We start from the raw sequence: 24650 nt of genomic DNA on the forward strand, positions 1-24650 counted from the left end.
AAAAAAAAAACAGTACTACGGCTTCGGCTGACTTCTGCCTGTACCAGTTAGCCATTATTATTCTGGCTATTGTTTCTTCTCCGGCATTCGCGCATACCATTGACAAGTATACAGACAGATCTCCCAGGGTAAGACGATATGCTTTCTATGGATGTAGCCTCTGTATTTACATAATGATGTCTGTGTAGTATCGGGCTTTTGTTTGTTGTGCGACATCACCCGCATCATTTCTGCCTTATATACAGTTTCTGTTCGTAGGCTCCCATATTTGCCGCCAGCTTCCTTCAGATTCGCAGTCGCCCGCGACACCCTTGCTATTGGCTAACCCTTCCTACTACAAAGTGGGTTCGGGACTTGCACCCTATAGCAGATCGCCATGCCTGGCGCACACAAAAAAGCCGGATAATCCTTTGATTATCCGGCTTTTTTTATGGAGACATCAACTACTTGTTGAACATCAGTTCCTTTACTTTTTCCTTGTCTTCCTTCTCCTTGTCCAGATCGAAGAAAGTACCAAATACCACATCCCATACGGAGGAGCTAACGCCAAAGCCTTTGTCCTCGCTTTTGTAATGATGCAGGTGGTGATTACGCCATAAGGGCTTCAAGAATTTAAACGGAGGATTCCACGCGTGGATGGCGTAGTGCATGCTGCCGTAAATCAGGTATCCCAACAAAAAGCCTGGAAAAAACATGAAGGTATACTGACGCAGGAAAATATACTGCGCCCCGAATATGGCAGAAGCCAGTATCAGGCTGGGTACCGGCGGCATAAACAATCGCTGCTTATCCCTTGGATACTCATGGTGATTACCATGCATTACATAGATAAACCGCTGCACCTTTGGACTATCGCTCGCAAAGTGAAACATAAAGCGGTGCATGATATACTCAAAAAAGGACCAGAAAAACATAGCCCCGAAAAATATCATGGCCACCGTGCTCACCTTAAACCCTAATGTGTCGTGGCTGTAATACAACATGTAGCTGATAATTGGTATATACATACCCCAGATTACCAGTGGATGCGTTTTCGTGAGCATCTCGAGGTATTGGCTCTCAAATAATCTTGCCTGTCCTTTGTTCTTAATCTTTTCAAACTTCATGACTCCCCTGTTTTTTAAGTGGATTACGGGAAATGAATAAAACCTATCTAATCTATGTACTGATACAATTTGGGAAACTGTCCTTAACTACCTTTCGTCAAGGTTTGCCTAAAACGCGGTGCAAATTTACTGAGAATAATTTATTTTGAAATCATTCAGATCAGGAGTATACGCACGTTTTCTCCCCAATTCATATTCATAAATTAACTCACCTGTTTCTTTAAAAAACGGGTATCCCACCTCATCATATTCATATTTATTATCATTCAAAACACCATCGCTGTTAACATAAATATTCGCCGTAAGCATGAATTCCACGTTATTTTTGAAATCAACGATATAAGCAGCATCTGTTAAAAATCCATATGACCAACCTGCCTTATTGAATACACGTATATGCCCCGGTATGTTTTGATGACCTGCTTTAAAAAAGAAAAACTTAGTAAAACTATTGTAGTACTCCGTGGTGTCATAATGTGGATAATCAGATTCGGAAGGGTATTCGGACATATATTGGCAGAGAAAACGATAGTCGCCGCTATCCAGGTCAAAACGCCTTTCTGCGGACACTGAGGCAGGAAAAAGTACGGATTGCAACACCTGTTGTAAGTCTTCCAATGCAAAAATATTATGTCGTGTAAAATCCATCGGCAGCGGAACCAGTTTGTCATCCTTGTCGAAGTAGCCGTTACCGATAGTAATAGCTTTGCTATAATCGAATGGCATGGTGCTGCATGCCGGTGCCTGCGCGTACAGCAATACACTGTCTTTATTCACGAAGCGGATAGCGGGGGAGCAGCGGTTTTCGTCCTCCGTAGATGGCATAAAACGCCGCACGATACGGGTATGGGCATAACCCATCCGCTGCAGTCTTTCATTGATCTGCTGCTGACCGGTGAATTCATACAGCCGGTTATAGGCATCGTTATCGCTGATCAGAAATATCTCTTTCACATAGTGCCCGATCGAAGGTAATCCATTGGCAGTGCTGGTATCTGCATGTACATTTATCTGACCACTGCGGGTGCTATCCGTCAGCATAGTAGTAAACCGGCCGATGCCTTTATTTCGGAGAGATTTAAGCTTTTCCAATGCCAGAACAGCTACCGGCAGCTTAACCGTACTGGCGGGATTGTAGTATTTGTCAGCGTTGACATGGAAATAATAATTTCTGAAATGGGGGACGTTCTGCTGATCCCTATTTATCTCTGTATAAATCAGTTGATAACGAAAAGAATCCGGTTGTTGTAATATCCTTTGTAGCAAAGGGCTGCTTTTTCCGGTTAATAACCGCTGTAGTAAGCTATCTGTTCGCTCCTGGGCCAGGAGAAACAATGGTAAGCAACTGAGGATTATCAACAATTTATAGCGCATATAGCAGGTGGTTCTGAATAAAGACGTGCTCCGGGAAACATTCCCCTACCTGAATTTATAAAAAATATTCCGGTGGCTAAAGCCCCTTCTTCACATTTCTTATATTTGACCATTGTAAATCATACAACCAGAACTTACACAATAATCATGAAACTCGTAACCTATTTAAGAGAAGAGACCGATCAACTGGCCATTTTGGTAGACGGATTACTGTATAACACACAGGATCTTCATCCCGATTTACCTAATAACATGCAGATGTTGCTGATGGTCTGGGAAGATGTGATTGACATAGCGAAACATGCCGATGCCCGGCTGAAAGCCGGCAACAAGCCAGCCAACGGCATTCCTGTAGAATCAGTACAGATCCTGGCATCTATTCCATTCCCTACCTCCTGCCGCGATGGATATGCTTTCCGCCAGCACGTAGCTGCCGCCAGAAGAAACCGGAAGGTAGAGATGATCCCGGAATTTGACGAATATCCTATCTTCTATTTCACTAACCATAATGCCATTCAGGGTCCCGGCGATGTTGCCTGCATGCCTGATCATTTCGATAAGCTCGACTTTGAACTGGAAGCGGCTATCGTGGTGTGCAAGCCAGGACGCAATATCACCGCAGCAGAAGCAGATGATTATATCGGAGGTTTCATGATCATGAACGATATGAGCGCCCGAACCCTGCAAATGGAGGAGATGAAGCTCAACCTGGGCCCCGCAAAAGGGAAGGACTTCAGCACCGTGATAGGCCCAATGCTGGTAACTCCGGATGAACTGGAAGAATTCCTGATACCTGCCAAACCAGGCCATACCGGTAACAATTACAACCTGAAAATGACCTGTAAGGTAAACGGCATCCAGGTAAGTGAAGGAAATATGGGAGATATGGACTGGACTTTTGCCGAAATCCTGGAGCGTTGTGCTTATGGCGCCAATATCCTCCCGGGAGATGTGATTGGTAGCGGCACCGTAGGTACCGGCTGCTTCCTGGAACTGAACGGCACCGGTAAACTCAATGACCCTGCTTACCAGGAGCAATGGCTGCAGCCAGGCGATGTAGTGGAAATGGAAATTGCAGGACTGGGTGTATTAAAAAATACCATCGTGAAAGAAGAAAGCGACTTCTCTATCCTCGCCTTAAAGAAAAAACCATAATCGCATGCAGATCGATCCGAAGTCCATCAAAACCAGCGAACTGCATGCCTACCTGCTGGGTGCCATCTCTCCCCGGCCAATCTGCTTTGCCAGCACGGTTGATAAAGATGGTGTGCCTAATTTATCGCCCTTCAGTTTTTTCAACGTATTTGGCAGCAACCCGGTGACGCTGATATTTTCTCCATCCCGCCGCGTGCGCGATAATACGGTGAAGCATACACTGGAAAACATCCAGGCCACCGGCCAGGTGGTAATTAATGTGGTGAATTACGCCATGGTACAGCAAACCAGCCTTGCCAGCTGCGAATATCCCGCAGGCATAAACGAATTTGAAAAAGCAGGGTTTACCCCGCTGCCATCAGAAAAAGTAAAGCCTTTCCGGGTAAAGGAAAGTCCCGTGCAGTTTGAATGTCAGGTGAGAGAAGTAATTGCCACAGGGCAGGAAGGCGGCGCCGGCAACCTGGTGATTTGTGAACCGGTGTTTATCCACATTAACGAATCGATACTTGATGAGCAGGGTAAAATCGACCCACATAAAATTGACCTGGTGGCCCGTATGGGAGGCGACTACTATTGCCGCGCCTCCGGTGATGCTGTGTTTGAAGTAGCAAAACCTAATACCAAACTAGGCATCGGCGTAGATGCATTGCCATTAGGCATCAGGCAAAGTAACATCCTAACGGGAAATAACCTGGGCCAACTAGGTAATGTGCATGAAATGCCGGTGATTGATCCGGCTTTTGAAGATGATCATCTGAAACAGATCGTTCAGTATTACAGCATTACCCCGGATGAAATGGAAAAGGAGCTGCATACCTATGCGCAAAAGCTACTTATGCAAAATAAAGTGACAGAGGCCTGGCAGGTGCTGCTTTCCGGAAATGTATAAATAAAAAAACTGTATCGGAATTTTTAATATCGGCTGTATAGTGTCGCGCCTGACGCGGCAGCTGCCGACTTAAAAAGTTCGATACAGTTCTCTATTTGATCAATTATTTCGCGCCGAATACTTTTTTCAGGATATCAGTGGTTCTGGCAACCGGATTAGCACGGATATTCTGCTCTTCCTTACCAATCTGATCAAACAGCGCAGCTACCGCCCTTGTGGTTACATAGTCCTGGAGGTCAGGATTGATTTTATTGAACGTGGTTGGCAGCTTATTGTAGGTAGTAACGGCATCACCATAATATTTGGTGGCCAGTGTACTATCCAGTGAGCTTTTTACTACAGGTGCAAAAGCAGCTTTCAGCTTATCGGTAGTTTTGCTTTTGAAATAATCTGTAGCAGAGGTGTTGCCACCTTTTACCAGGTTCAGGGCATCGGTAAGTGTCATTTGCTTAATAGCATCCACAAAGATGGGTGCTGCAAATCCTACTGCTTTTTCAGCGGAACGGTTGATCTGTAAAATAGCTTTATCCACCAGACTACCCATTCCCAGCTGACGCAAGGTGTTACCAACTTTAACGGCATCTTCCGGTAACAGCATTTTATAAATTTCATTGCCGAAGAATCCGTCAGTTTTATTCAGCTTTTGTATACCGGCAGTTACGCCTTTGGACAGTGCTTCTTTAATGGCTGTTCCCGCATCGCCCTGGGTGATGGTGGACAAAGAGGTAGTTCCGGAGGTGGTAGATGTAGTGGTAGTGGTTTTTGGCTGGCTCAGTTTTTTGAGTTTATCTAAAATCTGTGCCTGGCTGGCCTGAAGGGTAAATACACCCAGCAGTACTAACAGTGATCGTTTAAGCATAGTGTTATGATGATTACCTATAATAAATCAAAAGTATACATTTATTCGTGTATTGTGAGCAAAGGGATATGAGTTTTGAATGCCAGCTTGCTGGTGCTGCTTCTTTTGAAAATGCTTTCGAAAAGGCCATGCTTTTTAGGGATGGTCAGCAGCAGGTCGGCATGATTGGCTTCTGCAAATGTGACAATTCCATCTACTACATTCGGATTATCAATGAAATGATACACCGGACTATAACCTTCCAGCAGTGTATCCAGCATCAGTGTTTCAAACGGCGTATCGGTAGTAAAATGCCTGCTCTGATGGTCTATATTGATCACATGGATTTCAGCATTAAAAAGGTTCAGTAGTTTGCGTAGCAAGTCCATTGGGGTGGTATCTACTACCTGGCGCAGGTCACAGGCAAATACAATTTTTTCAATAGGCTTAAACCTGGCGTGGCCTGGGATAATCATTACTGGTGTGGTTGTTTGTTTTACAACATCTATGGTATTGGAGCCCACCAGGATTTCCTCCAGTTTGCTGCCACCTGTGATGCCCATAATGATCAGGTCTACTTCTTCCTGTTTACATACGTCGTTAATGGTGGCTGCCAGCAGGGTATTATCTGCACGGGTGAGCAGTGATACTTTTTCGGTGGCCAGCGGCTGTAGTTCTTTCCTCATCTTATCGAGTCCTTCCAAACTGGCATCACGCAGGTCATCAGCATTTACCATGGGCACGGCGGTGGGCACATCCGGGATAGGCACTATCAGCTCGTAAGCATGATAAAACAATACCCTTTCAGCTCCCATAGAGCGGGCGAGGTCAACAGCGTAGGCAGCTGCGTTGTAAGCTATATCAGAGAAATCGGTAGGAACGAGGATTGTTTTCATGTCGGGTAAGTTTAAAGGATGACATTTACTTTAACGAAGTAGCCGCTAAAATGTTCCACGTCTGTAATGCAAAAAGCTGACCAGTTAATGCCGGTCAGCTTTTTACAAATGTTATTTAATGTTATTTTTTGTTAGTCCATTTTTTCCTGCTTCATCTGCGGGAAGAAGAGTACATCCTGGATGGAAGGCTGATTGGTCATCAGCATGGTAAGCCTGTCGATACCGATGCCGATACCGGAGGTTGGCGGCATACCGTATTCCAGTGCGCGCAGGAAGTCGTAGTCGATATACATGGCTTCGTCATCCCCACGTTCCATGAGCTGGATTTGCTCTTCAAAGCGCTCGCGCTGGTCGATAGGATCGTTCAGCTCACTGTAGGCGTTGGCAATTTCCTTACCATTTACCATCAGCTCAAAACGCTCTACCAGTCCAGGTTTGTTGCGGTGTTTTTTTGTCAGCGGGCTCATTTCCACTGGGTAATCTGTGATGAAAGTTGGCTGAATGTAATGGCCTTCGCATTTTTCACCGAAGATTTCATCGATCAGTTTGCCTTTACCAATTTTAGGATCTACGTGGATATCGAGTTTTTTGCATACTTCACGCAGTTGCTCTTCGTTCATATCAGAGATATCGAACCCGGTATGCTCCTTAATGGCATCGTACATGGTTACACGACGGAATGGTGCTTTGAAGTCAATTTCCTTTTCACCTACCTGCACTTTGGTGGTACCGTGTAATGCGATAGCCACTTTTTCGAGCAGGGTTTCGGTGGTGGTCATCATCCACTCGTAATCTTTGTAGGCCGCGTACATTTCCATTACGGTGAATTCCGGATTGTGGGTACGGTCCATACCCTCGTTGCGGAAGTCTTTCGCAAATTCGTACACTCCTTCAAAGCCTCCTACGATGAGGCGTTTCAGGTACAGCTCATTAGCGATACGCAGGTACAGCGGCATATCCAGCGCGTTATGGTGAGTAACGAACGGACGGGCGGCGGCGCCACCAGGGATAGGCTGGAGGATCGGTGTTTCTACTTCCAGGTAGCCGAGGTTGTTATAGAAATCGCGGATGGTTTGCATGATTTTCGTGCGTTTCACGAAAACCTCTTTGACCTGTGGATTGATGATCAGATCCACATAACGCTGACGATATTTAAATTCAGGATCAATAACGGCGTCGAATGTTTCGCCTTCTTTTTCCTTTACGATCGGTAATGGGCGTAGAGCTTTTGCAAGCATGGTAAATTCACGGGCATGTACGGAAGTAGCACCTGTTTTGGTGATAAATGCGTATCCCTTCACTCCAACTAAATCGCCTATATCTGCTAACTTCTTGAAAACCACGTCATACATGGTTTTGTCTTCACCAGGGCAAATGTCATCACGGCGTACATAGAGCTGGATACGGCCTGCTGCATCCTGTAATTCTACGAATGCGGCCTTACCCATATCACGAACACTCATAATACGACCTGCCAGGCATATATCCTGGAATTGCTCCTTCGTTTCTTCCGAATAGTTCGTTTTGATGTTTACGGAAGTATCATTAACCGGGTATTCGGCAGCAGGATAAGGCTCAATGCCCAGTTTCTGCAGCTCCTGTAATTTTTCCCGGCGGATAATCTCTTGCTCAGATAATTGTGTCATGTGATTTAATTGGAGTGCAAATTTAACTGAATAAAGCAGAAGGAACAAGGAAAGTGAATTATAAGCATAGGAAAGGGCTGTAAGACTACAGCCCCTTACTTTTTGACCATATCCTATGAAAACCGGAATAAAATTAAGCGCAGACACTGCAAATTGTGGAAATACTTTGCATCCGGGGCATTTCAGGGGGTAACCGGAGGATATTCTTTCATAGGAGGTAAAGCGGCCTTCCGTTCATGGAATTTTATGCGGATGTTATGTGCCTGAATCCGTATTTTCGCCCACCAACACTATCTAACAGCTAAATTCATATTATCACTTTATGAGAATTGTACAGCGGTTGAAACCAACCTGTATTACCGGCGCAGCCCTATGCCTGCTGGCCGTTTCCCAGCTGAAAGCACAAAACAAGCAGGATATCAGCTTTGAGCAGGCCTTTAAGGGTAAGGCCAGCAATATCACGGTTCCTTTGCCAGCAGTAAGAGGCTGGGCAGATGGAGATCATTACATCGAAATCCGCCAGGGACAAGCTTACAGCATTGATGCCCGCACCGGCAACGCCACCGTATATACAGCACCGGTGGGTGGCCCGATCGTGGATGTACGTAACAATGACGTTTTCTACACCGGCAACGATGGTAAAACCATCCAGCTCACCAACGACAAAGAGCAGGAAAAAAATCCTACCCTTTCCCCGGATGGTAAGTACGTGGCTTTTACCCGTAACAATGACTTATACAGTGTAGAAATAGCATCTAAAAAAGAAACCAGGTATACCAACGATGGCACCGACGTGATTTACAACGGCTGGGCATCCTGGGTGTACTACGAGGAAATCCTTGGCAGGCCTACTAAATATCGCGCGTTCTGGTGGAGCCCCGACAGTAAAAATATCGCGTACATGCACTTTAATGATACCAAAGTGCCTGTATTCCCTATCTACAGCGAGAAAGGGCAACATGGCTATCTCGAAAACACCCGTTATCCTAAGGCAGGTGACCCTAACCCGGCAGTGAAACTGGGCGTGGTTCCGGTTACTGGCGGTGCTACCGTTTGGGCCGATTTTAATGAAAACGATGACCAGTACTTTGGCACCCCATTCTGGACGGCCGACAGCAAAAACCTCTGGATTCAGTGGATGCCCCGTGGCCAGGACAACCTGAAAATATACAGCATCAACCCGCAAAGCGGCGCCAAGAAAGAAATCTACGACGAAAAGCAAAAAACCTGGATCGACTGGTTTGATGCCGTACCTTTCCTGGACAATAACAAAGGTTTCCTGCTGCAGAGCGATAAAACCGGTTGGTCGCACCTCTACCTCCACAACATGGATGGCAGCCTGAAAAAGCAACTGACCTCCGGCAATTGGACCGTAAAAGAAGTACTTGAAATTGATCAGAAGAACGAAGTGGTGTATTTCGTAGGCCGTAAAGAAGCATCTACCCGCTTTGATTTGTATAAGGTAAGTATGAAAAACGGTGCCCTGACCCGCCTCACCAGTGGTGAATACCACAATATTGTGAGCATGGCGCCAGGTGCTAAGTATTTTATTACCACTTATAGCAACTTATCTACTCCTGCTAAAATGGCTATTGTGGATAATAACGGTAAAGTGATTCGCCAGCTGGGCGATAGCAAAGGGACTGATTTCGACAAATATAATGTGGCCAAAACGGAGCTGAAGTACTACAAAACCCGCGATGGACTGGAACTGCCAATGACCATTTCCATGCCGGTGCATATGGAGGCTGGTAAACGTTATCCGATCCTGATCAGCATCTACGGTGGCCCTAATGCCGGCACCGTTTACGATACCTGGAAACAGACGAATGTAACCCAGTGGTGGGCACAGGAAGGTGTGATTCAGGTAGCTATCGACAACCGTAGCAGCGGACAGCTGGGTAAAGCCGGGATGAACTACATCCACCGCAACCTGGGTATTCATGAAATTGAGGATTATATGGACGCCACCCGTTGGTTACGTTCCCAGCCATGGGCGGATACCAATAAGGTATGTATGACCGGTGGCAGCTTTGGTGGTTACATGACCTGTATGGCCCTGACCTACGGCGCCGATGTGTTTAATTACGGCATGGGCAACTTTGCGGTAACCGACTGGCAACTGTACGACAGCCACTATACCGAACGCTATATGGATACCCCGGCTGAAAATCCGGATGGCTATAAGAAAACCGCGGTAATGCCTTATGTAGAAAAATACCACGGCTTACTCCGCATCACCCACGGTACCATGGATGATAACGTACACATGCAAAACTGTATCCAGCTGATCGATAAGATGGAGAACATGAATAAGCATTTCGAGTTCATGCTTTATCCTGGCGAACGTCATGGATGGAGCCCTCCTAAAAACGTGCATTCCAACAGCGAATCTTACAGGTTTATCTATAATAACCTGCTGGACAAAGCCTTCCCGGCCGCCTTTACGAAGTAATCATAAAGCTATAAAAACACGAAACCCGGCCAGCAGGCCGGGTTTTTGTGTATATAATAATATAGGGATGATCTTTTTTGAAAAAGAAACGGGGCTGCAAGACTACAGCCCCGAAAAATTTTAACCATATCTTTATTGAAAAACCTATACCAAAGATGGCCGTTTTTACCATATGGTGAAAGCCCTTTTTAGTGAATGATATATTTTAACCGGGGAACGTGTAGAAAATCGGGGTTAACGTATGAGTAGGAAAATCACTTTATGAATTTATATATATAATAACTGTGGGGTTAATTCAACATATAAAAGAGGCATCGGGATAAAATGGACAGGTTTTTTCTCAGTTAGAGAAAGAAAAAAGGGTGGTAAGAATACCGCCCTTGTAATAATTTTAACCATATCCTATGAAAAACCTATAACAAAGATATATCCTTCATTTTCTCCTGTGTTTTCATTTCCGTGAACGTTAAGGTTTTGTTCGTAAAGTGGGGATAATGGTAAATATGTTATTATATTATAAATAATGTGATATTATTAATAAAAAATAATTATCGCTAATACATATATATAGTCGACTAACTATCAACTAAAAGTACCCACTAGATTAGTTCGTATTATTTTTTTACGCAATGCGCAATCCGTTTTCGACTGGAAGTCCAGGCTGCAAGAGGGTTACAGACTTATCAGCGCCAACGGCGCCCAGAACCAGGCACTCCGACATGAACCTGGCGATCTGCTTTTTGGGGAAGTTTACGACAGCAACAACCTGTTTGCCTAGGAGTTCCTCTTTTTTATAAAGAACAGTTATCTGAGCGGAGGATTTACGGAGTCCGATCTCCTGCCCAAAATCAATAACTAACTGGTAGGAGGGGTTGCGTGCCTCCGGGAAGTCATTCACTTCCACCACCGTTCCAACTCTCATTTCTACCTTTTCAAAATCCTGCCAGGTGATTAATTCCATGCGTTTAAGTTATTTAATAAATGTAAAGATCCTTATGCAAAATGTCAAGCCTAAAAATAAAGATATCTAGTGCAAAAACCCTTGATATTTCTGGGTTTAAAGCATGAGTCTGGCATAATTATTGGTTTTAATGTGATCAAATTTTAGGTTAAAAAATAGGTTAAAGCGAAAGAACCCCACCTCTGCAGGTGGGGTTCTTTCGTTTAGGCAATGCCGTTATAAAACTTAGTGTATAGTGGTATCTTTTTGCACCTTTAATATCGCCGGGCGGGGACGCAGAACGTTAGGTGGTATCACTGGTGCATTTGCTCCCGCCTGTACACCAGTGGGTATGGGAGATGCTGGTGCCGCAGGCGCTACAGTTGTACTTGCCGGCACAGGAACAGTAGGGGTAGCCGCAGAAGGCACCGCATTTACTGTAGAATCCTCCGACATGGCCGTACTGTCTTCCAGGGTAATAGGTCCGCTTACGCTCAATATCTTCTTTACAGAAAAATCCTCGTTGGCTTCCAGCCCCCAGCCATGTAACTGAGAAGTGGGCGTGGTAATGAATACCTCCTTGGTAGAGTAGAATATTTTGCGGTGCGGGTCATAATTCAGCTCGTTACTCTCCAGCTTTTCACCTTTTACGGTAATCAGCTCCACACTGTCGCGCAGGTAAACGAACCCTTCCTCCTCCATATACTTACCATGTTTGGCGGTGAGGGTGCTGGTGAGGTTCAGCAGGGAATCGTACATCAGCACTTTCAGCCCTTGTTTGAACTCTACATAACTGGGGCGCTCCAAACTTCTTTCCATTACAGGCGCCGTAAGCTTGGCACTCACCCGGCCTCCCTGGCTGAATATAGTCACGATATCCGTTCCGTTTTCCACGGCTGCTTTCTTGGCGTCAAAAGCCATTACAGCAGCAATATCGTTTTCACAGCTGCTAAACAGCGCTGCCAACAACAAGAAATATGAAATCCTTTTAATCATGGATCTGTTAAAAAAGAAATGCAGTGAATGCGAGGCGAAGATAAAAAGAATTTACCTCCCCAACCATACACTGCATTACTATTAAGTTATGTAGATAATCAGGCTATTGTATCCTGTTAATCGTATTTACGTTTGATAAACCATCTGTCGCTCAGCGTAAAGCCAATGGAAAAGCGATAAACGGTTTCTTTCAGCGCTGTTTCGGAATTGCCGCGGTGGGCTATTTCCAAAGCCAGGTTGAGCATGCTGTACTGGTTGCTGTAAGGCAGGCGGCGAACCGGTAAACCGGCACCGATAGTAGCCCCGAATAAAGGCATATCCTTCTCTTTCAGGTAAATATAGTCCTTACCGTAGTAAGCACCCAGGCGATAAGCTACCCTGTTCCAATAACCACTCAGTGCATTCAGGTTAGGAACAAACTGGCCACCTACCGACATTTTATAGCTATTCTGCGTTTCCGGGTCTGGTGTACCAAACACTTTGAAGTTATCCTGCCAGCTGGTGGTGTTGAAGTCAGCACCCACCTGCCATTTGTCAGCCTTACGCAGCATAAAACCACCACCAAACTCCGTAGGATATACCACGGTTCCTTTGGCACCTTTGGTATACAATACCGTATCCTGGTTGGTGAAATTGTTGGAAGAAGCATCGTAGATAACTGATTCATGCAGCTGCGCTCTTCTGGCGCTCATGTTCTGGTTCAGGCTTCCGCTCGCACCCAACTGGAGGTCCAGATCTTTGGAGAGCTTCGCTTTATACTGCACCCCGGCCTTGTAGAAAAAGCTGTTGTAGCTGATGCGATTCATACGGCGGGAAGCAAAAATGGTTTGTCCCGGATAAATAATAGTGGTATTATTTTCCAGGTTACCAAAGAGGTACCCGATGTTTACCCCAATGGAGAAGTTACCAATGCCCACACCAGTACCGGCATACAGCTGGTATAAACCACCACTGCCTTCGTAACGGTTGATCAGTGGCAAACGTACTGTATCGAAGAAATTGCCGGTAACCGGCTCCTGAATATTGTAGGATACTCTTGAAACCGGGCGAAGCCCCAGATTCATACCCCACTTTTTCTTGATAGGAATACCTAACTGAAGGTAGGAGAGTGTACCGAAACCGCTGCTGAAACTACCGCCCCCATCATTAATGTTGCGGGCACCACCTTCAACGGCTATATCTAAAGATGTTAAAAGTAAGTTGGAATAACTCGCCGGGTTAATGAAGTTCACAGATGTGGGATCACTATAGGCCTGAGAAACACCACCCATACCGCGATTGACAATATTCTGGTTATTATTCAGATCACCCAGTCCGTAACGGGAATATGGTGAATTATCCTGTGCTGTGGCATTATTTGCGAGCAGAAAAACTGCCCCGAATAAACAAAGAATGCTGGCTTTTGTCCGATGCATTGAGTTACAGAATTGTTTTTAAACCCGTTATCAGATTAATTATGGGTCTGCAAATATCTAATTTTTAAGGCGGGAAGCAAAAAAAACCAAATTCAGGCCTGTTAAAACCTCGTTAAAGTTGGCACTTTTTTCTTCGCAAATCCTTACCAGATCATCATCTGCATAATTGTTATCAAATATCCCCGGCTGATAAATTCCGGAAATGTCCATTCAACTTTACGCGCTCCTTCAGGCGTTCCATTTCCGCCATCATGGGGATTACTTTATGAAGATGTTGCTTCAGAAATTCCAGGCGTTGTACTTCATAAAACAAGTGCAGCATATCATATTCCTCTGATAATGAAAGACCTGCGTGATGTGCTACATCATATGACATCAACTGCAGATCCGGTTTGGAGAAAGATTTATGTACCTGTAAAATGGCATGTAACTCCCGGACCCCGTGCAATACCTCTTCCCGGAGGCGCTCACTCACCGACATATCATTCTCCGGATAGCTCACGATCGCCCCGGCATATAATTTATCCGGAATCTGCTGCACCAGCTCCAGTACCCTGAAGACACGCTCGCCCCTGGTAACAATATCCATCTCCCCATTATCATACAGCTTATCCACCTTTTCCACTTTCACCAGGGTTCCATACTCCATTACCTTCTTATCCACCACGGCCGGGATACCGAAAGGCCGCCCTTCCGCCACACATTCAGCCACCATTTGTTTATATTTTGGCTCAAAAACGTGCAGATTCAGCTGCTCACCCGGATAAGCCACAATGCCAAGAGGAAATATGGGAATAAAATTAGTCATTCAAATTGTCGTTATTTGCTAAAGTTATAAAATCATATAGTTACATCACAGGATAAATGTAACAACTGGTAATGCCAACCGCTTAAATGTAAGCATCAAACTGAGAATCATATTCTAATTATACTGTACTTTTACTATTTACCTTATGCGACCTACAGTCACCTTACTGATTGCCACCTACAACTGGCCTGCAGCCCTCAAATTATGCCTGGAGAGCGTGCGGCAGCAAACTGTTATGCCTAAAGAAGTCATTGTAGCAGATGACGGTTCCCGTGAAGAAACCACGGAGCTCATCAAATCCTTTCAACAAAATTTTCCAGTGCCGCTGATTCATATCTGGCAACCGGATGATGGATTCCGCCTGGCACAGATCCGAAACAAAGGAATTGCTGCAGCCAGCGGCGACTATGTAATCCAGCTGGATGGGGACCTGATCCTGGAAAAACATTTTATCGCTGATCATATTGCCACCGCAGAACCAGGATATTTTGTGACCGGCAGCAGGGTGTGCCTTACCAAAGAAATCACCGAACAGGTGTTCGTAGATCAGTCCCTGGATATAAAACGGATTCCTGCAGGATACCGCTTCAATTCCATGCGCATTCCCCTGGTTGCCAACTTCATGGCGAAAAAATACAAAATGAAGGGCCGCCATAAATACTACGTAAAAGGCTGCAACATGGCTTTCTGGAAGAAAGACCTCATCATGGTGAATGGCTACGACGAAATCTTTGTTGGTTGGGGGATGGAAGACACCGATATTGCAATCAGATTATTAAATTCAGGTATCCGTAAGAAATTCATTAAAATGAGGGGAGTAGTATATCACCTGTTTCATAATGAAGCTTCCCGGAGCACGCACCTGGAGAATGTTCGGCTCACAGAAGTCGCCATAGCTGGCAATAAGAAAGTGGCGACCAAAGGGCTGAGCGAATACCTGGACAAATAAATTTCGACATGGACCAGTCACTGCTTGAGGGACTCAGATCGCATCATATCAAATCACTTGCCCGCTGCATTTCCCTGGTGGAAAACGAGGCCACGGGCTATGAAGCGCTCCTGGAAGCCCTTCCCCAGCACTCACCTACAAAAGTTATTGGGATTACCGGCCCTCCCGGGGCCGGTAAAAGCACACTGGTCAATGCACTTATACAACACCTGCTTACCACTGGTAAAAAAATAGCCATCATAGCTGTAGACCCCTCCTCACCATTCAATTATGGCGCGCTCCTGGGCGATAGGATAAGGATGAGTCAGCATTACAATAATCCCAACGTGTTTATCCGGTCTATGGCGAGTCGCGGTGCACTTGGCGGGCTCAGCCCTAAAATTATTGAGGTGAGCGACCTGGTCAAAGCAGCAGGTTTTGACTACCTTTTTATAGAAACAGTGGGTGTTGGACAAAGCGAAGTCGAAATTGCCGGTATTGCAGATACAACTATCGTGGTGGTAGTTCCGGAGGCCGGTGATGAAATTCAGACCATGAAAGCAGGCCTTATGGAGATCGCAGATATATTTGTGGTCAATAAAGCGGACCGGGCAAATGCAGATGAATTTGTAAAAAATCTGCGCCTCCTTGCTCATACACGCCAGCACGATGGATGGGAAATACCAGTAGTAAAATCAGTGGCTACCCAACAGCAAGGCATACACGAAATTACGGATGCGATAGACAAACATCAGCAATTGGCTACCAACAACCAACATCGGCACTCCTTACTGCTGGCGGAAAAAGCCTATCAGCTGATTCAATACCGTCGCATGAAAGATATTAGCAAAAAAAGCCTACAGGCAGAGATAAAGATGCTACTCGACACATCTTCGTTTAACCTTTACGGTTATATCAGATCTAAAAGCTGATCATGAATTACCTTCCACTGATTATCCAGGAGTTTGAAACAGCGGCTAATGCCACCGAAGCAGTAGCCATGAAGAAATACATGCGTGATCAGTTTGAGTTCTGCGGCATCAAGTCACCACAGCGGAAACTATTACTGCGCGGCCTCAAAGCTACACACGGCGTGCCTGCGATTACTGAAATGCCGGCGCTGGTAAAAGCATTATGGAAACTGCCACAGCGCGAATATCAATATGCAGCTATTGACATCATGCAATCCATGCACAAGCAATTCATCCCTGCGCATATAGCGTTATTCGAATGGATGATCCTGCAAAAATCGTGGTGGGATACGGTGGATAATACACTGAGTGGATTAGTATCTCCCTGGTTTAAAAAATTCCCGGAACAAAGGGCTGCTATTACAGATCGCTGGATCGCCAGTGACAATATATGGCTGCAACGCGGGGCCATCATTTACCAGAATGGATGGAAGTTGCAGACGGATGAAAAAGTACTGTTCCGTTACATTTTGCAGTGCAACCATAGCAAGGAATTTTTTATCCAAAAGGGTATTGGATGGGCCCTGCGCGAATATTCAAAGGTTAATCCGGTATCCGTTAAAGCGTTTGTAGCCCAATATCCGCTGGCGCCACTCAGCAAAAGAGAAGCATTGCGATTGTTGTAAGTTTAAGACAAGTGAACCCCTCTACCGTAAAAAATGTTATCTTTGCAGCATGCGAACCTTCACTACAGGCATATTAATCGCGTACGCAGTTTTCAATTACGGCCTCTAATTATTGTCCGTAGGGCATTCTACGCCCATACCTCTCTCTAATATTTTCTATTTTTTTATTTATTAAATCTGGTTATTATGGCTTGGATATTACTATTCATTGGGGGATTATTTGAAGTAGGCTTCACCATCTCGCTGAAGTATTCGGAAAATTTCTCAAAGCTGTGGCCTTCCATCAGTTTCTTTATCTGCATTTCGCTGAGCTTCTTTTTTCTGAACAAAGCCATTAACAATGGGCTACCGATAGGCACGTCATATGCAGTATGGACGGGCATTGGCGCAGCAGGCACTGCCATCGCAGGTATGATATTTTTTAAGGAGCCGGCAGCATTATGGCGTATCTTTTTTATTGCTACGCTGATTGCTTCAATTGTGGGTTTAAAATTTGTTTCCGGCGGCGAGTAAGGAGGTACGTGGTGCCATAGGCCGCCGCACAGGCGATACTGACAGCAGGGAGTACCTGTGCTGAATGACTCATTTCGATGGTAAAAATCAATGCAGTCAGCACAGCGCGGGTACTGCCGGTCAGGAAGGCAGCCATGCCTGCCAGGGCAATCATGGTACTACTCACATGCAAGTGCGGGAAGGATAGCTGGAATATAAAGCCAGTCAGCAATCCCCACGATGCACCGATGATCAGTAGTGTAGTAACAGAGGCACCGGTACTTGCCGTGCTACTGTAAATAAGGCTGCACAAATATCTCCCGAAACAAATCAGCAAAATAACTTTAAATGTAACGGCACCGTGCAATAGTGGTATCAGGTAATTATTTCCCGGACCGTAGTTTTCAGGATAATACCATATTGCCAATCCCACTACCAGTGCAGGTAACAGCATCAGCCATTTTTTTTTATCATAGGGAGATGTAAACTTCGTTTGTACCCGGAGGTATAGATAACGGTATAAACCCGCCAGGAGCGCACATACAATACCGATGATACCATAAAGCCACAGTAGCGTATATTCGTTACTGTTATCTACCTGCAACTCATATAATTGGGGATTCCCGTGGTATTGAAAAAAAGTAGTGATGCCCACTGAAATCAGCAGTGGCAAAACAGTTACCAATGATAGCTCTGCTAAAAATAATTCAATGCAACAGGCGATGGCCGCCAGTGGCGTTCCGAAGCACCAGGTTAACGCGCCTGCAACGGCAGTCACAGTAAGGATTTCCATCTCTCTGACAGACAGTCCGTATCTTTTTTGTGACCTGGCAATCCATAAACTATTGAAATATACAACGACGGCATCAAATCCCAATGGTGCACCGGTGGATACCATAGCCACCAACATCAGCTGATAGCCAGGCTTATTCTTTTGCTTACCCCAAAACCAAACAGTAGTGGTGAGGATAGGTAATAGGATAATCAGGTATCCAATGCCGCTATAGTAAACATCAAATGCTTCAAAAGAAAACCGGCCAAGGTAGAGCAGGTTACCAAGCAGAAAAAACGTGGAATAAATACCAAAGGCAAGGGCTGATCCTAACAGGCCTGCCGCCAAAGCCAATGCACATATCCTGATAAGTTTAACCGGCGGTTCGTCCGCCGTATTTCCGCCGATAATCCCTTCCGGAGCAAATAGGGGAGTACGATAACTATTAAACTGAAAAAGCCGGTTATACATAGAATGACACGCTGTTGCCCAAATCTATATGCTTAATACCAAAATCTCAAAACTATTTAAAAAATAATATAACTATAACCTCTACGCACCTACGTTGATTGTTAATCACTTGCAAAAATTTTCCCCGTTAGGAAACCTTATCATATATTGTATATATCAACAGATTGAGCGCCCAGATATGTTTAATTATACTCCTCAGGCGGATATGCCTGAGCACACGCCAGATCAGCGTTTCAGAGATCTGGTATTACTTAGACGGATGTTAATGTATACGAGAAAAGATGATGAATACCTGCAGTTGGCCGCACCTGTCATCAGGCAACACGCCAACAACATCATGCATGCCTGGTATGGTTATATCAGCGCGGATACTTACCTGTCAAACTACTTTAAATTAGCCACTGCGGAAGAGTTTGCCGCTTCAAAGTTTAGTGAATGGCTACAGCAGATATGTAGCAGGGATGGGAAGCCACAATGGGAGGCGATTGAAAATGCAGTGAGGGAAGATGCGGGGCCATTGCGACCATTGCAGCCTGAACTCCTCCGTTATCTGACGGCTTTTGCATATCCGGTGATACAGGCTGGTAATGAAGTATTGGCCTTGTCCGGGATAGCGGCCGATCAGCTGATGCATGTAAAACAAGCCTGGTTTAAAGCGGTTACTTTAAGCATTGCGCTATGGGCGTATACAGATAAAAGTTAATGGGTTGCTAATCTTATCAAGTGCCTACGAATATCGACATGTCACTAATATGCTATTTACACCCATATATTAATATTGTACCTTGCCCCCAAACTATTAAGGACAGCACGAAATTTATCATGGGGAAAGTATCCACATTCAGCCCCGAGCAGCAGGCGGACAATACATCTAGCAAAGTTGTCGCCGCTTTGGAGCGTTTATCAGAAGCCTTTAGAGTGCTTCTCTGGCAAGAGGCCACACAGTATGGATTAAGTCCAATACAGATTCAGGTGTTAACTTATTTGCTGCATTACCCGGAGGAAAAACGTACCGTTACGTCTCTGGCATCCTATTTCAACATGACTAAAGCTACTATCAGCGATGCCGTTAAATCGCTGGAGCAGAAAAAGTATCTTGTCAGGAAAGCCAGTGTCACGGACACGCGTAGTCACAGCTTACAGCTGGTGAAGGAAGGGAAAGTGTTGGCAAAGAAGGTAGAGCGATTTGCACAGCCTTTAGAGGACAGTGTAGCGCAGGTACCGGTGAAAGAGCAGGGAGTGTTACTGGAGCAGTTGATGCAGCTGATTTATCAGCTGAATCAGCAGGAAATCACCACAACACAAAGCATGTGCTTTAACTGCCAGTACTATAGCCTGAAAAAGGGACATTACTGCAGTTTAATGAAGTCGGCTTTAAAACCGGCTGATTTAAGGTTGGATTGTACTTCTTTTGAAGTAAGGCTGGAAGAAGCCTGATAAGAGAGGGCAAAAACCAATCACCAAAACATTTACGGCAGGAGATCTTCCTGCCGTATGTTCCTTATTTTTAAGCGTGTTTATTGCTTTGCCACCAACGGAAAGCAAGGAATCCTATAATTGCAAGCGGCGTAAGTGCCAGCATAAGGATACCATTGTTGAGGCCTTTAGCGGGGCCCTCGCCGAGTTGCTGTGCTGTTTTGGTACAGAGAGAGCACTGTGCCATCACCTGGTTACCCGTTGTAAGTAACCATCCTGCCAGCGTTATTACACACAGTTTCTTCATCGATTACTAGTTTGTATAGTAAAATTACAAAAGAATCGGGAGCCTGTCCCGTATTTTCTATTAATGGTAATAGGGAGATATCATGATATACACCACTACGCCTGTAACTGCCACATAGAACCAGATAGGCCAGGTGATTCTGGCAATTTTTCTATGCCTTGGGATATCGTTCTGGAAGGCTCTCAGCAAAGTGAACAACACAAATGGAACGATGATGGCGGCCAACACAATGTGCGTCAGCAGCAGGAAATAATATACATATCTGATGCCGCCAACGGCAGCTTTCTCTGCAGCTTCTACTATTCCATTGTGGTTTAGATCGGCAAACTTGGTTTCTGATGCCAGGGAATGGTAGGTAACGTAAGAGAGGAGGAAGATGATAGACAAAACCACCGCGATGATATTGGTGATTTTGTGGGCCTTTACCTGTTTGTTTTTAATGAAATACAGGCTGGCCACCAGCAATACTGCTGTAGCAGAGTTCAGAATGGCATGGAAAAGCGGCAAAATCCTGATATCAAACCCAGGATGGAGTTCCGGCTTCGGCATGTAAAACAGGACCGCTACAAGCACAGGGATAACAATAGAAACAATTGCTATCGGGACATTGAGATTTTTATTTTTCAGATCCATGATATTCCGTAAAAGTGAAAGGTGAATAAAGAAAGGTGAACAACCTTTCTCTATTCACCTTACCTATTTAAGCAATATTATTTTCCGGAGAATAGTCCTTTGAGGAACTTCACGAATCCCGGTCGTTTCTTCTCTTTAGCGAGGTGGAGGATAGCCACATCTGTAGCCAGCCTTTTCATATCGGTAGAGTCGAGACCGTTATAATATCCGCGAATATGCCTGTTTTTGTCGATGAGCACTACTTTTTCGGTGTGAACGAAATCATCCGGGCCACCGTCGCCTTCCGTTACGGAAACGAAGAAGTCGTGACGGGCGAGGTCATAGATCTCTTTCTTATCACCGGTGAGCAGCCACCAGTTGTCAGGGTTTACTTTGTAGTCGTAGCCGTAGTTACGCAGCTTATCAACGGAATCCCTGACAGGGTCAACCGAGAAGGAGAGAATCTGCAGCAGTGAATCATTTTTGATGTAGGCACTTTGCAGTAATCTCAGGTTTTTGGTGAGGGTGGGGCAGATGCTTGGGCAGGAGGTGAAGAAGAAATCTACCACCAGAATTTTGCCTTCCATATCTTTAAGACTCACTTTTTCTCCCAGTTGATTAGACATGGAAAAGTCTCTTATGGTATGGTAAACCGTATCATAAGAGACCTTGCCGTCTGTCATGATAGTATCAACTCTTTCGGGAATGAAGTAACGGGGAATGGGTACAACATTCTTACCGTAGTGATCTACAATCAGATAACCAGTCAGTGGCACCAAAATCGCCAACATTACTCCTAATAAAGCCCTGCGTGAGATGATCCTATCTATTTAAGTTGAATAAAAATATTAGTAGTGTTTTTCGTGACCTTCGGCAGCCGGTGCTTTAGGTGCTTCTACTTTGGTACCTGGAGCGAGATCTTTTCTCATATTTTTCCAGGAGTGACCTTCATAAAGGAATGCGACAATGAACCAGATGAACAGCAGCAGCGGCATAAGGATGGTCATTACCAGATTCTTGATTTCATGACCGAGGTGCATGAATTCAGCTACGATATAGAATGCTTTGAAGAAGGTCAGGATAACGAAGATTCCGTTCAGGAACATTCTGTTAGGAAAACCGGTTTCCAGGTGTAAGAATGCCAGACCTACTTCAGCAACTGTGATACCCAACAGGATCCAGAATGTTCTCCAGATCTTTTTTGTGGAAGAGTCGTGGTGAACAGGTTCTATTATTTCTGAGGATTGAGTATGTTCCATTTCTATTTCTGTTAATAAAATTCTTAAATCAATTTCCAGTAGTCAATAAACCTTGTAAGGTACTCTCTTAGAGCAGGTAGAAGCAAGTAAATACGAATACCCAAACCAGATCTACAAAGTGCCAGTAGAGACCTACTTTTTCCACCATTTCGTAGTGACCTCTGTCATCATAAGTACCTTTCAGTACGTTAATGAGGATTACGATATTCAGCACAACGCCGGATGTTACGTGCAAGCCGTGGAAACCGGTGATAGTGAAGAAGAAGTTGGTGAAGTTGGTAGAGGCAACAGTACCATCTACGTTAGCGAAAGGATTACGACCCCACCATGCACCTTCGTGATAGAGGTGAGTCCATTCCCAAGCCTGACAGCTTAAGAAGGCGATACCACCGACGATGGTCCAGGCGAGCCATTTAGCTACTGCTTTTCTATCTCTGTGGTGACCAGCGTGAACGGCCAGTACCATTGTTACAGAACTCATGATGAGGATGAAGGTCATCAAACTCACGAACATCAGCGGAAGGTTCGCGTGTCCCATACCTGGGAAGGATTTGAAGACTTCATTCGGATCAGGCCAGGATGGGCTGGAAAACCGGATGGTACCATATGAAATCAACAATGCGCCGAAAGTGAACGCATCTGATAACAGAAAATACCACATCATCAACTTGCCGTAGTTCACATTGAATGGAGAATACCCTCCGGCCCACCATTTTTTCTTCGCTGTAACTGCTGTATCCATTGTTTATTTTATAAAATTTTACAAAGTTTATCTCGCGATACTTAAAAAAACCAACAGGTAAATCCACAGTATATCTACAAAGTGCCAGTAAGTGGCAGCCACTTCGATAGGTACTGCGCTGTAGGAACGGACACGTGTTCTGTAGGCTCTGAAGAACATTACCAGTAAGGCAACTACTCCACCGAGCACGTGCAGGATGTGCACTCCTACGATAACATAAATAAAGGATGCAGAAACCGGGCCGCTGAGAGGTAGTCCTTCAGATTTCATCTGTGAAAAACCTAACCATTGGCACACTGCAAAAACTACTCCCAGGAACGCGGTAAGCGTGATCAACTGTTTGTAGCGTTGCATATTCCTTTCCTTGAATTGCTTTAATGCCAGATGTATGGTCACGCTGCTGAGTAATATCACAGCAGTGGAAAGCCAGAAAATATGTGGCAGTTCAAATGCCAGCCAGTTAGCCTGGGATCTCTTCACAACGTACGCACTGGTAAACCCGATGAACATCATGGTGATACTACCCATAGCTATCCACAGAGAATATTTGTGCGGATGTATTTTTTTACGTTGCATGCTCATTGTTTGCATCACTTCCTCCTGTTTCTGATTAATATTTATCCAGCAACTGCACCAGCTGTACTATTGTCAGGTAGATATAAGAGCCGAACATCAGTTTGCGTGCAGCGGGAACGTCGTTCTTGCGGTAGAGGTTTATGGCCCTGTACAAGAAGAACAATCCGGCTAAGATCGCTACGATGGCGGAAATACGACCCGTAATATGTAACATATAAGGAGCTACGCCTGCTGGAATGATCAACAGTGTATAGAGCACTGCCTGCAATGCGGTGAATTTATTAGGTTCACCGTTGCCTGGTAAGAGTTTAAAACCGGCTCTGGCATAGTCTTTATGTCCGATCCAGGCGATAGCCCAGAAATGCGGGAATTGCCATAAGAACTGGATGGCGAACAGCGACCAGCCGCCCTCGGAAAGTGAATTGGCACCAGCAGCCCAGCCGATCAGCAGGGGCAAAGCACCCGGAATAGCACCTACCAGTACGGCGAGTGAATTCCATTTTTTCCAGGGAGTGTATACGAAACCGTATAATACCAGCGACAGCAGGCTTAATCCGGCACTCAGCCAGTTAAAGCAGTAACCCATGATCAGGGTACCCGCTACACCGGTGATGATTGCCAATACGATCGCTTCTCCGTCGGTCATCCGACCAGCAGGCAGCGGGCGTACGGCAGTACGTGCCATCAGCTTGTCCGTTTCCTTTTCCCATATCTGGTTGATGGTATTGGCTGATCCTGAAACCAGCAAACCACCAGCAAATAATAAAAGAACTTTAATAATGTTGAACTCCACCTCGGGCACCAGCAGATAAGCCACCACGGATGAAAACACCACCATGAAGGTGAGATTAAACTTCATTAACTGAGAGTAATCCTTCACCTTGCTTGCTACTGCATAAGATGTCGACAATTTTATGGAGTTTTCTTGCAACATTTTTTTTCTATCCACGTCCTGAAAGT

27 protein-coding genes are annotated in these 24650 nt (G+C 45.1%); 10 read left to right on the forward strand and 17 right to left on the reverse strand.

Annotated features, from left to right (window positions below; genetic code table 11):
- On the forward strand, positions 1-188 hold a 188-nt coding region (locus KW844_RS00005), incomplete at its 5' end, for a hypothetical protein (protein ID WP_218374663.1).
- A gap of 255 nt (positions 189-443) precedes the next feature.
- Here KW844_RS00005 and KW844_RS00010 read toward each other — a convergent pair.
- The gene (locus KW844_RS00010) at positions 444-1106 is read right to left on the reverse strand and encodes a sterol desaturase family protein (protein WP_218374664.1); all 663 of its coding nucleotides are present in this window, start codon (positions 1104-1106) and stop codon (positions 444-446) included.
- A 126-nt stretch (positions 1107-1232) separates the two neighbouring features.
- Positions 1233-2372, reverse strand: a complete 1140-nt coding sequence (locus KW844_RS00015; protein WP_255578061.1) for a class A beta-lactamase-related serine hydrolase — start codon at positions 2370-2372, stop codon at positions 1233-1235.
- A 255-nt stretch (positions 2373-2627) separates the two neighbouring features.
- Between KW844_RS00015 and KW844_RS00020 the strand changes: the two genes are divergently transcribed.
- Both KW844_RS00020 and KW844_RS00025 read left to right on the forward strand, forming a co-directional pair.
- On the forward strand, positions 2628-3635 hold the full coding sequence (locus KW844_RS00020; protein WP_218374666.1) for a fumarylacetoacetate hydrolase family protein: 1008 nt from the start codon (positions 2628-2630) through the stop codon (positions 3633-3635).
- A gap of 4 nt (positions 3636-3639) precedes the next feature.
- A complete protein-coding gene (locus KW844_RS00025; protein WP_218374667.1) occupies positions 3640-4524 on the forward strand; it encodes a flavin reductase family protein in 885 nt (294 codons plus the stop codon).
- 103 nt (positions 4525-4627) lie between these two features.
- On the opposite strand, the gene KW844_RS00030 is transcribed toward KW844_RS00025, so the two are convergent.
- From KW844_RS00030 to lysS, 3 genes are all read right to left on the reverse strand, one after another.
- Positions 4628-5383, reverse strand: a complete 756-nt coding sequence (locus tag KW844_RS00030) for a DUF4197 domain-containing protein (RefSeq protein ID WP_218374668.1) — start codon at positions 5381-5383, stop codon at positions 4628-4630.
- A 41-nt stretch (positions 5384-5424) separates the two neighbouring features.
- Positions 5425-6258: a universal stress protein gene (locus KW844_RS00035; RefSeq protein ID WP_218374669.1), complete on the reverse strand. Its 834-nt coding sequence runs from the start codon at positions 6256-6258 to the stop codon at positions 5425-5427.
- Positions 6259-6389: 131 nt separating this feature from the next.
- Positions 6390-7904, reverse strand: coding sequence for a lysine--tRNA ligase (lysS, locus tag KW844_RS00040; protein ID WP_218374670.1), 1515 nt, complete (start codon positions 7902-7904; stop codon positions 6390-6392).
- 322 nt (positions 7905-8226) lie between these two features.
- Here lysS and KW844_RS00045 point away from each other — a divergent pair, with 322 nt between their 5' ends.
- Positions 8227-10359 carry a S9 family peptidase gene (locus KW844_RS00045; protein WP_218374671.1) on the forward strand — a complete coding sequence of 711 codons (2133 nt, stop codon included), beginning with the start codon at positions 8227-8229 and terminating at the stop codon, positions 10357-10359.
- A 622-nt stretch (positions 10360-10981) separates the two neighbouring features.
- Here KW844_RS00045 and KW844_RS00050 read toward each other — a convergent pair.
- From KW844_RS00050 to KW844_RS00065, 4 genes are all read right to left on the reverse strand, one after another.
- Positions 10982-11320, reverse strand: coding sequence for a tRNA-binding protein (locus tag KW844_RS00050; RefSeq protein WP_218374672.1), 339 nt, complete (start codon positions 11318-11320; stop codon positions 10982-10984).
- Between the two features lie 225 nt (positions 11321-11545).
- Positions 11546-12295: an LPS export ABC transporter periplasmic protein LptC gene (lptC, locus tag KW844_RS00055; RefSeq protein WP_218374673.1), complete on the reverse strand. Its 750-nt coding sequence runs from the start codon at positions 12293-12295 to the stop codon at positions 11546-11548.
- A 116-nt stretch (positions 12296-12411) separates the two neighbouring features.
- The gene (locus KW844_RS00060) at positions 12412-13710 is read right to left on the reverse strand and encodes a hypothetical protein (protein ID WP_218374674.1); all 1299 of its coding nucleotides are present in this window, start codon (positions 13708-13710) and stop codon (positions 12412-12414) included.
- A 172-nt stretch (positions 13711-13882) separates the two neighbouring features.
- Positions 13883-14518, reverse strand: a complete 636-nt coding sequence (locus KW844_RS00065; RefSeq protein ID WP_218374675.1) for an LON peptidase substrate-binding domain-containing protein — start codon at positions 14516-14518, stop codon at positions 13883-13885.
- A 145-nt stretch (positions 14519-14663) separates the two neighbouring features.
- Here KW844_RS00065 and KW844_RS00070 point away from each other — a divergent pair, with 145 nt between their 5' ends.
- The 4 genes from KW844_RS00070 to KW844_RS00085 all read left to right on the forward strand — a co-directional run bounded on the left by KW844_RS00070 (position 14664) and on the right by KW844_RS00085 (position 17556).
- Positions 14664-15467 (forward strand): glycosyltransferase family 2 protein, encoded by an 804-nt coding sequence (locus KW844_RS00070; protein ID WP_218374676.1) that lies wholly within the window; start codon positions 14664-14666, stop codon positions 15465-15467.
- 8 nt (positions 15468-15475) lie between these two features.
- Positions 15476-16378, forward strand: coding sequence for a methylmalonyl Co-A mutase-associated GTPase MeaB (gene meaB, locus KW844_RS00075; RefSeq protein WP_218374677.1), 903 nt, complete (start codon positions 15476-15478; stop codon positions 16376-16378).
- Positions 16379-16380: 2 nt separating this feature from the next.
- Positions 16381-17043 carry a DNA alkylation repair protein gene (locus KW844_RS00080; RefSeq protein WP_218374678.1) on the forward strand — a complete coding sequence of 221 codons (663 nt, stop codon included), beginning with the start codon at positions 16381-16383 and terminating at the stop codon, positions 17041-17043.
- A 186-nt stretch (positions 17044-17229) separates the two neighbouring features.
- Positions 17230-17556 carry a multidrug efflux SMR transporter gene (locus KW844_RS00085; RefSeq protein ID WP_218374679.1) on the forward strand — a complete coding sequence of 109 codons (327 nt, stop codon included), beginning with the start codon at positions 17230-17232 and terminating at the stop codon, positions 17554-17556.
- On the opposite strand, the gene KW844_RS00090 is transcribed toward KW844_RS00085, so the two are convergent.
- A complete protein-coding gene (locus tag KW844_RS00090) occupies positions 17504-18778 on the reverse strand; it encodes a chloride channel protein (protein ID WP_218374680.1) in 1275 nt (424 codons plus the stop codon). The genes KW844_RS00085 and KW844_RS00090 overlap by 53 nt on opposite strands.
- Positions 18779-18983: 205 nt before the next feature.
- Here KW844_RS00090 and KW844_RS00095 point away from each other — a divergent pair, with 205 nt between their 5' ends.
- Both KW844_RS00095 and KW844_RS00100 read left to right on the forward strand, forming a co-directional pair.
- Positions 18984-19481: a protoglobin domain-containing protein gene (locus tag KW844_RS00095; RefSeq protein WP_255578064.1), complete on the forward strand. Its 498-nt coding sequence runs from the start codon at positions 18984-18986 to the stop codon at positions 19479-19481.
- 119 nt (positions 19482-19600) lie between these two features.
- Positions 19601-20215: a MarR family winged helix-turn-helix transcriptional regulator gene (locus tag KW844_RS00100; RefSeq protein WP_255578065.1), complete on the forward strand. Its 615-nt coding sequence runs from the start codon at positions 19601-19603 to the stop codon at positions 20213-20215.
- 70 nt (positions 20216-20285) lie between these two features.
- Here the strand turns inward: KW844_RS00100 and KW844_RS00105 are convergent, their stop codons facing one another.
- The 7 genes from KW844_RS00105 to cyoE all read right to left on the reverse strand — a co-directional run bounded on the left by KW844_RS00105 (position 20286) and on the right by cyoE (position 24600).
- Complete coding sequence (locus KW844_RS00105) at positions 20286-20501, reverse strand: hypothetical protein (protein ID WP_218374683.1); 216 nt, start codon at positions 20499-20501, stop codon at positions 20286-20288.
- Positions 20502-20561: 60 nt separating this feature from the next.
- Entirely contained in the window at positions 20562-21134 is a 573-nt protein-coding gene (locus KW844_RS00110) for a DUF420 domain-containing protein (protein ID WP_218374684.1), read from the reverse strand.
- 77 nt (positions 21135-21211) lie between these two features.
- Entirely contained in the window at positions 21212-21904 is a 693-nt protein-coding gene (locus KW844_RS00115; protein ID WP_218374685.1) for an SCO family protein, read from the reverse strand.
- A 57-nt stretch (positions 21905-21961) separates the two neighbouring features.
- Positions 21962-22372 (reverse strand): cytochrome C oxidase subunit IV family protein, encoded by a 411-nt coding sequence (locus KW844_RS00120; protein WP_218374686.1) that lies wholly within the window; start codon positions 22370-22372, stop codon positions 21962-21964.
- 67 nt (positions 22373-22439) lie between these two features.
- A complete protein-coding gene (locus KW844_RS00125; protein ID WP_218374687.1) occupies positions 22440-23114 on the reverse strand; it encodes a cytochrome c oxidase subunit 3 in 675 nt (224 codons plus the stop codon).
- A 27-nt stretch (positions 23115-23141) separates the two neighbouring features.
- Complete coding sequence (locus KW844_RS00130) at positions 23142-23690, reverse strand: cytochrome c oxidase subunit 3 (protein WP_255578066.1); 549 nt, start codon at positions 23688-23690, stop codon at positions 23142-23144.
- A 34-nt stretch (positions 23691-23724) separates the two neighbouring features.
- Positions 23725-24600: a heme o synthase gene (gene cyoE / locus KW844_RS00135; RefSeq protein WP_255578067.1), complete on the reverse strand. Its 876-nt coding sequence runs from the start codon at positions 24598-24600 to the stop codon at positions 23725-23727.
- Positions 24601-24650: the final 50 nt, after the last annotated feature.

The organism is Chitinophaga sp. sic0106 (assembly GCF_019219075.1).
Taxonomy (GTDB): domain Bacteria; phylum Bacteroidota; class Bacteroidia; order Chitinophagales; family Chitinophagaceae; genus Chitinophaga.